This is a genomic window from Mesorhizobium sp. 1B3, from assembly GCF_050958605.1.
Classification (GTDB): Bacteria; Pseudomonadota; Alphaproteobacteria; order Rhizobiales; family Rhizobiaceae.
The window spans coordinates 108,258-117,009 of record NZ_JBJHDO010000017.1; the positions used below are offsets into that span (position 1 = coordinate 108,258).

Consider the following 8,752-nt stretch of genomic DNA (forward strand, 5'->3'; position numbering starts at 1 on the left):
GCATCCTGACACCGTCCTCCTGACAGCATTCTGTCAGGAGGATTGGCGGGAGCCGTATTCCTTGGCGAACATCGCCAACATGTCCGAAAGCTGCGCTTCCCGTTCAGGATAAAGCGCCAGCAGGAACCGATGCGCGAATGTTCCGGGCGCGTTACCGGGCGCCGAGACGATCCTGCCATCCGCGACGGCATGGGGCACATCCTGATAGTGCGCGGCCCCTTTATAGGCGGGCAAATGTTCGAGAATCCATTTCCGTCCGTTGCTGGTGTGTCTGACCTCGGCGAAGAGGCCGGCACCCGCGAGCGCAAGCGTCCCTGCGCAGATACCGCCGACGACCCCGCCCCGGGCTGCAACCGAGGTCAGCAGCTGCGAAACATCCGGAGCATCGGGCGTCGGCCAGACATCGGAACCGATCACCGCCACGGCATCCAGATCGGCATTCGCAGCCGGTTCCAGGCCGCGATCGCCGGCCAATCGCACCCCCGCGGCGGAGGCGACAATGCCGCCGCCGGGCGTCAACGCCAGCACCCTGGCGCCAAACCACTCCACGGCGGAGGCCGCGAGCAGCCCATACTCCCAGTCGGCATAACGGCGGATGAAAACCAGGCCGACCGTCTTGGGTTTCTGGTCCATTCTCGTCTTCCCTTACCGATCGGTCAGGCGCGCCTGGCCCAGCGTGAGGCATAATTATCCGGCCAGCCGATATCCTTGCGGATCTCCCTTGGGAGCGAGTTGATGAGTTGCTCGGTGCGGATTTCCTCGCGCATCCTGCGAATCTGGCCGATATAGCGTCGAGCGAATTCGAACGCGGTCATGACGTGACTCCTTCCCTGAGGTTATGGAGACACTATCGCACATCGCTCCTGACAGCAGTCTGTCAGGAGCGCGTCAGCCCTTGTTCTCTTCTTGTTCCGGGCCGGGTCAGACGCCGATGCCGCGCGCCTTGAGCGCCTCGGTGATCTCGTCGAGAATGGCGGGATCATCGATCGTCGCGGGCATCGCCCAGGTTTGCCTGTCGGCGATCTTCTGCATGGTGCCACGCAGGATCTTGCCGGAGCGCGTCTTGGGCAGGCGCTTGATCGCCACCACCGTCTTGAAGGCCGCGACCGGCCCGATGCGCTCGCGCACCAGGGCGATCGCTTCCCGTTCGACGGTGGCCTCGTCGCGAGACACGCCCGAATTGAGCACCACGAAGCCGCAGGGAACCTGGCCCTTCATGTCGTCGGCGATGCCGATCACCGCGCATTCGGCGACGTCGGGGTGCTCGGCCAGGACTTCCTCCATCGCTCCCGTGGAAAGCCGGTGCCCCGCGACGTTGATGATGTCGTCCGTGCGCGCCATGATGAAGAGGTAGCCGTCCTCGTCGATGTAACCGGCGTCGGCCGTCTTGTAGTAGCCGGGGAACTCCACGAGATAGGCGTCGCGGAAGCGCTGGTCGGCGTGCCAGAGGGTCGGCAGGCAACCCGGCGGGAGCGGAAGCTTGATGACCACATTGCCGAGAGTGCCGGGCGGCACCTCATGACCGGCGTCGTCGAGCACCCTGACGTCGTAACCGGGCATCGGCACGCCCGGCGATCCGTATTTCACCGGCAGCAGGCCCAGTCCGACCGGGTTCTGGCTGATCGGCGAGCCTGTCTCCGTCTGCCACCAATGATCGATCACCGGCACGCCCAGGCGCTGCTCGGCCCATTTGATCGTTTCAGGGTCGGCGCGCTCGCCGGCGAGGAACAGGGTGCGGAAGTGCGCGAGGTCATAGCCCGGAATGAGCTCGCCCCGGGGGTCTTCCTTCTTGATGGCTCGGAAGGCGGTCGGCGCGGTGAACAGCGCCACCACGCCATGCTCGGCGATCACCCGCCAGAAGGTACCGGCGTCCGGCGTGCCGACGGGTTTGCCTTCGAACAGGATCGTCGTGCAGCCATGCAGCAGCGGCGCGTAGACGATATAGGAATGGCCGACGACCCAGCCGACGTCCGATGCCGCCCAGAACACCTCGCCGGGTTTCACGCCGAACTGGTTATCCATGGACCATTTGAGCGCGACCATATGGCCGCCATTGTCGCGCACCACGCCCTTGGGCTGGCCGGTGGTGCCGGAGGTGTAAAGCACGTAGAGGGGATCGGTGGCGAGCACGGATACGCAAGGCACATCCCGGCCGGCGGCCTTTGCGACGGCTACGGCTCCGGCATAATCGATGTCGCGACCAGGGACCGTGTCGCAGGCGAGTTGCGGCCGCTGCAAGATCAAGCACCGTTCGGGCTTGTGGGCGGCAAGGTCGATGGCGCCATCGAGCAGCGGCTTGTAGGCAACCACGCGGCCGGGCTCCAGGCCGCAGGAGGCCGAGACAATGAGCTTCGGCTTGGCATCGTCGATGCGCGTGGCAAGCTCCTTCGCGGCGAAGCCGCCGAACACGACCGAATGCACCGCGCCGAGACGGGCGCAGGCGAGCATGGCGAATACCGCTTCCGGGACCATGGGCATATAGATGATGACGCGATCGCCCTTGCCCACGCCCTGTTCCGTCAGGACGGAGGCCAGGGCTACAACCTCGGCCTTGAGCTCGGCATAGGTGTATTTCGCGATGGTTCCCGTGATGGCGCTGTCATGGACGAGCGCCATCTGGTCGGCTCGACCGCCCTCGACATGCCGGTCCACGGCGTTGAAGCAGGTGTTGCATTCGGCGCCCGCGAACCAGTGGCCGTAGACGCCGGCATCGCCGTCGAACACTTTGTCCCAGGGGCGGAACCAGTCGATGCCCTCGGCAGCCTGGGCCCAGAACCCCTCGGGGTCGGTCCTCCAGCCCTCATAGACCTCGTGGTAGCGTGAAACCATGCTTTCGCCTCCCTACGGCAGGTTTTTTCAACTTTGTATCGGCTGCCGCGACAGCGCGTCCATCTGACTTATAGCCTATGGCACCGTATTTGACGAAAAGCCGATGTGCGCATTTTTGGCTACGAGGTCCTGGCTGGACAAGCGCGGCATGTCCTGCTCAATGGCATCTATGAGCAAAGCTCTTTCGTTGCTGATCTTGGCCTTGATGGCCGTGCACCTGGTCAAGCCGCTCGGCCTCCCCGGCCTGCGGAAGAGGCGCGACTTCTGGAAGCTTGCCGTGCTGGCGCTGGCTGCGATCTCGCTGACGGTGGTTCTCAGCCACGCGCGATGAGATATCCGGCTACCGCAGGCCAGCCGCAGCCTTGGCGGGCTCCGCCACGACGATGTCGACGATATGCTCGGCCCAAGCGCGGTAGCCGGCTTCCGAGGCATGGAAACCATCCGTCGAGAAACCCGCTTGCGGGTCCAGGATCGGCAGGCGCGTTGCCGGCACCGCGCCCCGCTCGTGACAAAGCCGCGTCCCCATCCGATTGATCTCGCCGGCCCGGATCTCGAGGATCTGGCCGAGCAGCGCCGGCAAAGCGGGTACGCGGGTGAACTCCACGACCGGCGACCAGATCACCCGCGCCTCCGGCCATTTGGCGCGCAGGGCGTAAAGCAGCCCGCCGAACTCTTTCTTGAAGCGCGACACGGTGTGGAAGTTCTTGGTATCGTTGGTGCCGACCGACAGCACGATGTGGGTCCAGGGATCGGCTGCGAGATTGGGCAGCACGTGATCGCGGATCTGGCCGGACGTGGCGGAGTTGAAACCGGCCGCCCGCCAGTTCACTGCACGGCCCGTGCGCGCGGCGATGATCAGCGAAAGCTGGTGTGCAAGGCCGTCCTCGGAACGGCCGATGCCGACGGAAGCCGCCGAGGAATCGCCCAGCACGAGGAGCGACAGGCCCGGCTCCCGTCCCTCGATGCGATGCAGCACCGGACCATCGGCCGGGAGCATGCGTTCGGTGCGGCGTCGCACGCCGAGTCCCTGCCAGACATAAGCCGGGAAGGCGAGCCAGGTGAGTGCGCCGAGCAAACGTGACATTGCGACTTCATAATGCATGTCGCCCAAAAGTGTGCATCGCTTTTGGGTAAACGACATGCTTCAAGGACTGCGGGACGCAAAGAAAAAGCCCCGTGGATCGCGGGGCTTTTTCCATTCTTGATCGATCGGGCGATCAGGCCGCCTTCTCCAGATCGGCCTGCCAGCGTCCGGCGGCCGCGAGCCCGTTCATGCGGGCACGGTGCGCAAAGGCGCGCTGGCCCGCGGCGACATTCTCGGCCTTGCCCGACCACGCCTTTTGGGGCGCGGCCTGGAGGGCGCGGCCATAGGAGAAGGTCAGTTTCCACGGATGCGGACCAATGGCATTGATCGCGTTCAGATTGGCGGTCGCTTCCTCGTCGGACTGCCCGCCAGACAAGAATGCGATGCCCGGCACGGCGACCGGAACAGTCTCGCGGAACGCGCGGATGGTCTTCTCCGCCACTTCCTCCGGGCTGCTTGCCTTGCCCGACTTCTTGCCGGCAATGACCATGTTGGGCTTCAGGATCGAGCCTTCCAACACGACACGCGCCGCGTGGAGCTCGGAATAGAGCTTCTGAAGGGTGGCCTTGGTGACCTCGTAGCAGGTGTCGATATCATGGGCGCCGTCCATCAGCACTTCCGGCTCGACGATCGGCACGATCTTCGCTTCCTGGCAGAGCGCCGCGTAGCGGGCGAGCGCGTGGCAGTTGGCCGCGATGGTGGTGGCCGAAGGCACATTGGCGCCGACATTGATGTCGATCACCGCGCGCCATTTGGCAAAACGCGCGCCGAGCTCGTAATATTCGGCAAGGCGTTCGCGCAGCCCATCGAGACCTTCCGTGACTGTGTCGCCGGGAAAGCCGGCCAACGGCTTGGCGCCCTTGTCGACCTTGATGCCGGGAATGGCGCCCGTCGCCTTGATCAACTCGACCAGCGGCGTGCCGTCGGCGGCCTTCTGGCGGATCGTCTCGTCATAAAGGATGACGCCCGAAATGTGGTTCTGCATGGCGTCGGTGGCGCGGAACAACATTTCGCGATAGTCGCGCCGATTGTCGGCAGTGGATTCAACGCCGATCGCGTCGAAACGCTTCTTGATCGTTCCGGAGCTCTCGTCCGCCGCCAGGATGCCCTTGCCGTCGGCGACCATCGCCACGGCAATGTCTTCAAGACGTTCGCTCATCTCTTCTCTCCAGTTTCGTCTGAGAAGGCGCATAGCAGAAGGAAATTGCGGACGAAATGGTGTGCGGCAAGTCGAATCGATTGAAAGAAAAACAAACGGTTACAGAGCTGTTCGAATCCGTTTGCCGCCCTTCGCCGGACGGCGCTGTCCCGACGCCAGTTTTGACTGTCGAGCGGCGGGCCCTATGCTTTCAATACCTGGACGCCGGGCAGTTCCTTGCCTTCCATCCACTCCAGGAATGCCCCCCCGGCGGTCGAGACATAGGTGAAGTCGTCGGCAACCCCCGCGTGGTTGAGGGCGGCCACCGTGTCGCCGCCGCCGGCGACGGACACGAGCTTGCCGTCGCGCGTACGCTCAGCCGCGTGCTTGGCTGCCGCCACCGTCGCTTTGTCGAACGGCTCTATCTCGAAGGCGCCGAGCGGCCCGTTCCAGACCAGGGTTGCGGCACGATCGATCCACTGGGCCACGGCTTCGACGGTCTTGGGTCCGACATCCAGGATCATGGAATCTTCCGGAACCGCATCGATCGCCACGGTCTCGTTGGCGGCCCCGGCCTTGAACTCCCGGGCCACCACGCCGTCGGACGGAAGGATGATGGCGCAGCCGGCCGTCGCGGCCTCGATCATGATCTGCTTGGCGGTCTGGGCGAGATCATGCTCGCAAAGCGACTTGCCGACCTTGGTGCCGCGCGCGGCGAGGAAAGTGTTGGCCATGCCGCCGCCGATCACCAGCGCATCGACCTTCTTCACGAGATTCATCAGCAGGTCGATCTTGGTCGATACCTTGGCGCCCCCCACGATCGCGATGACGGGGCGCGCGGGATTTCCGAGCCCCTTTTCCAGCGCCTCCAGCTCGGCCTGCATGGTGCGGCCGGCAAAAGCGGGTAGGATGCGGGCGAGACCCTCGGTCGAGGCGTGGGCGCGATGCGCGGCCGAAAAAGCGTCGTTGACGTAAATGTCGCCGTTCTTGGCAAGAGCCTCGGCAAAGGACGGGTCGTTCTTCTCCTCACCCTTGTGGAAACGCGTGTTCTCCAACAGAAGCACGTCGCCGTCCTTCATCGCGCCGACGGCCGTCGCTGCCTGCTCGCCGATGCAGTCGGCGGCGAAACCAACGGGGCGGCCGATGACTTCTGCCGTGGCGCGTGCGATCGGCTCCAACGAGAACTCCGGCGTCGGCCCGTCCTTGGGGCGGCCGAAATGGGCGAGCAGGACGACCTTGGCGCCCTTGTCGGAGAGTTCCGTGATGGTCGGCGCCACGCGTTCGATTCGGGTCGCGTCCGTCACCTTGCCGTCAGCGACCGGGACGTTGAGGTCGACCCGGACGAGCACGCGCTTGCCTTTCACGTCGCCAGTCGTATCGAGCGTCTTGAAGCCGGCCATCGCACCCATCCTCTGTTGGAAAAACCGCCGGACCATAAAGCAAGACGGACGAAAAAGGGAACTGGTCCTCGCGCAAAATCCTATGAACGGGCTGACAGATAGCGTGTTCAGCCGTCGGTCTGGATCTCGTCCTTCCCACGCGACCGCTTGCGCAGTTTGTTGACGATGGCGATGGCGCTGTCGCTCAGTTCTCCCAGGCTGAGAAAGAACGGCACACGAGGCGGAGGAGGTGCCGGTTCGACCGACAGGCCGACCCCGGTTATGCGTCCCTTGTCGTCGACGTCGCGCACGATGAGCTCGATCGGCCCCATGGGCACGCGATCACCGTACTCGACCCTGCCTGCAAGCCTTTCCCGTATAAGCGCATCGATGCTCAGCCGGCGCTCGGCTTCGGAAAGTTCAGCGCCATAGGCCAGCGCCAGCTCGTCGGCCGGACGCGCCGGATCGACGGCGAAAGCACCGAAGAAATCCTCGTCCTCGGGGTCGACATCGGCCTTGCTCGCGAACAGGCGGTCGAGCAGGCGGGGATAGCGGTCGGGCACGAAGATATAGACGTGATCACCCGCCGAGAGCCGCCCCATGTCCTGGAATCGCATCGAGCGGCCGTCGCGCACGACGAGCGATGGCCGCGCCCAGCGCGGAATGCGCTGGCCGCGCGCAACCGGGCTGCCCGGCACGACGGTATAGGCCAGGAGTTCGTGATGGGCCGAGCCGGGCAGCTCCAGCTCCACCTTGTTGAGCGGTCCCAGCCGGGCCGGCACGACGAGGCCCAGCCTGCGGGCGATCGGTCCGATGGTCCAGCCCTGGACGACGAGCGATACCAGCACGACGATGAAGGCGATGTTGAAGATCGCGCGGCCGTGCTCCAGCCCCCCGAGGATGGGTGTTATCGCCAGCAGGATCGAAACCGCGCCACGCAAGCCGACCCAGGAAATGAAGGCGGTTTCGTTGCGCGGGAAACGGAAGGGTAGCAGGCAGAGCCACACTGCCATCGGCCGGGCGACGAAGATCAGGAAGAGGCCGAGCAGGATCGCCGACAGCAGGATCGCGCCGAATTGCGAGGGTGTGGCGAAGAGGCCGAGCACCAGGAACATGATGATCTGGGCGAGCCAGCTCATGCCGTTCTGGAAACGCTTGAGCACGGCAACCGCGCGGATCTGCGAATTGCCGGCCACGAGACCGGCAAGATAGACGGCGAGGAAGCCTGAGCCGCCAATCGCGCCGGCCGCCGCGAACACGGCCAGCGACAGCGTCAACACGAAGATCGGCAGAAGCCCCTGGTCGAGATTGAGTCGATCGACCAGCCGCACGATCGCCTTGCCGCCGAGATAGCCCACAGCGGCGCCGATAGCCATCTGCAGGACGAAGCCGCCGATGATGTCGAGAATGAGCACCTCGGCCTCCGGATCGGTGCCGGCCGCGATGACCTCGACCAGAGTGATCGTCAGGAAGATCGCGATAGGATCGTTGCTTCCGGATTCGATTTCCAGCGTGGAGCGCACGCGCTCCCGTATGTTCAGATTGCCCGCGCGCAGGAGGAAGAACACGGCCGCTGCGTCCGTGGAAGCGACGGCAGCGCCCAGCAGGAAGGATTCCAGCCAGCTGAAAGCAGTTACATAATAGGCTGCCACGCCAAAGATAAGCGTGGTGGCCGCGACGCCGATGGTGGCCAGCGAGACGGCCGGCAGCGCGGCGTGGCGGAGCGCCGCAACCGGCGTCCCGAAGCCGGAATCGAACAGGATGACGGCGAGCGCCAGGGAGCTCGCGAAGTAGGCGAGGTGCGCGTTATCGAAGTCTATGCCGAGCCCGTCTGTCCCCGTGGCCAACCCGATGCCGAGGAAGAGCAGCAGCAAGGGCGCGCCGAAGCGGAAGGCGATCAAGCTCGAAAACGCCGCGGCCACCACCAGCGCGGTGCCAACAAGCGTCACCAGATAGACCGACTGCTCCATGCGCCATTTTCCCCTCCGGCTATCGGGAATGAAACCCGGAACTGGGTTTCGGACTTCACCGGCAGCCACGGTTCCTGCGTCGCGACAGACTACGGCGAAGACAAGGCGGCAGGCGTGCAAAAAAAGCATGTCAGCCGCCGTATTTTTCCCCTTGAGTCTGGAAAGATCTCAGGCGACCCGTGCAGGTTCGTCGAGAAAGGCGCCCATGACGCGTTGGGAATCGGCAAGGTGACCGCGTCCTTGCTCGACCCTCCGTGAACGCTCTAAATGGAAACGGCGGGGCCCGGGCCCGCCCCTTCCGCAAACATCCATGTCGGTCCGATCCGGGCGCGGGCTCCTCCGCCCGAGCGGG

8 protein-coding genes are annotated in these 8,752 nt (G+C 64.7%); 1 reads left to right on the forward strand and 7 read right to left on the reverse strand.

Annotation, left to right across the window (positions count from 1 at the left end; translation table 11 throughout):
* Positions 1 to 33: 33 nt before the first annotated feature.
* From ACCO56_RS30430 to ACCO56_RS30440, 3 genes are all read right to left on the reverse strand, one after another.
* Positions 34 to 633, reverse strand: a complete 600-nt coding sequence (locus ACCO56_RS30430; protein WP_433644705.1) for a DJ-1/PfpI family protein — start codon at positions 631 to 633, stop codon at positions 34 to 36.
* A gap of 23 nt (positions 634 to 656) precedes the next feature.
* Entirely contained in the window at positions 657 to 815 is a 159-nt protein-coding gene (locus tag ACCO56_RS30435; protein ID WP_433644706.1) for a hypothetical protein, read from the reverse strand.
* 106 nt (positions 816 to 921) lie between these two features.
* Positions 922 to 2,829, reverse strand: coding sequence for a propionyl-CoA synthetase (locus ACCO56_RS30440; protein ID WP_433644707.1), 1,908 nt, complete (start codon positions 2,827 to 2,829; stop codon positions 922 to 924).
* Between the two features lie 169 nt (positions 2,830 to 2,998).
* On the opposite strand from ACCO56_RS30440, the gene ACCO56_RS30445 reads away from it, so the two are divergent.
* A complete protein-coding gene (locus tag ACCO56_RS30445; protein ID WP_433644708.1) occupies positions 2,999 to 3,160 on the forward strand; it encodes a hypothetical protein in 162 nt (53 codons plus the stop codon).
* A gap of 9 nt (positions 3,161 to 3,169) precedes the next feature.
* On the opposite strand, the gene ACCO56_RS30450 is transcribed toward ACCO56_RS30445, so the two are convergent.
* The 4 genes from ACCO56_RS30450 to ACCO56_RS30465 form a co-directional block, all read right to left on the reverse strand.
* A complete protein-coding gene (locus tag ACCO56_RS30450; RefSeq protein ID WP_433644709.1) occupies positions 3,170 to 3,913 on the reverse strand; it encodes an SGNH/GDSL hydrolase family protein in 744 nt (247 codons plus the stop codon).
* Positions 3,914 to 4,046: 133 nt separating this feature from the next.
* Entirely contained in the window at positions 4,047 to 5,072 is a 1,026-nt protein-coding gene (locus ACCO56_RS30455; RefSeq protein ID WP_433644710.1) for a class I fructose-bisphosphate aldolase, read from the reverse strand.
* Positions 5,073 to 5,254: 182 nt separating this feature from the next.
* Positions 5,255 to 6,451: a phosphoglycerate kinase gene (locus ACCO56_RS30460; RefSeq protein ID WP_433644711.1), complete on the reverse strand. Its 1,197-nt coding sequence runs from the start codon at positions 6,449 to 6,451 to the stop codon at positions 5,255 to 5,257.
* 107 nt (positions 6,452 to 6,558) lie between these two features.
* Positions 6,559 to 8,400 carry a potassium/proton antiporter gene (locus ACCO56_RS30465; RefSeq protein WP_433644712.1) on the reverse strand — a complete coding sequence of 614 codons (1,842 nt, stop codon included), beginning with the start codon at positions 8,398 to 8,400 and terminating at the stop codon, positions 6,559 to 6,561.
* Positions 8,401 to 8,752: the final 352 nt, after the last annotated feature.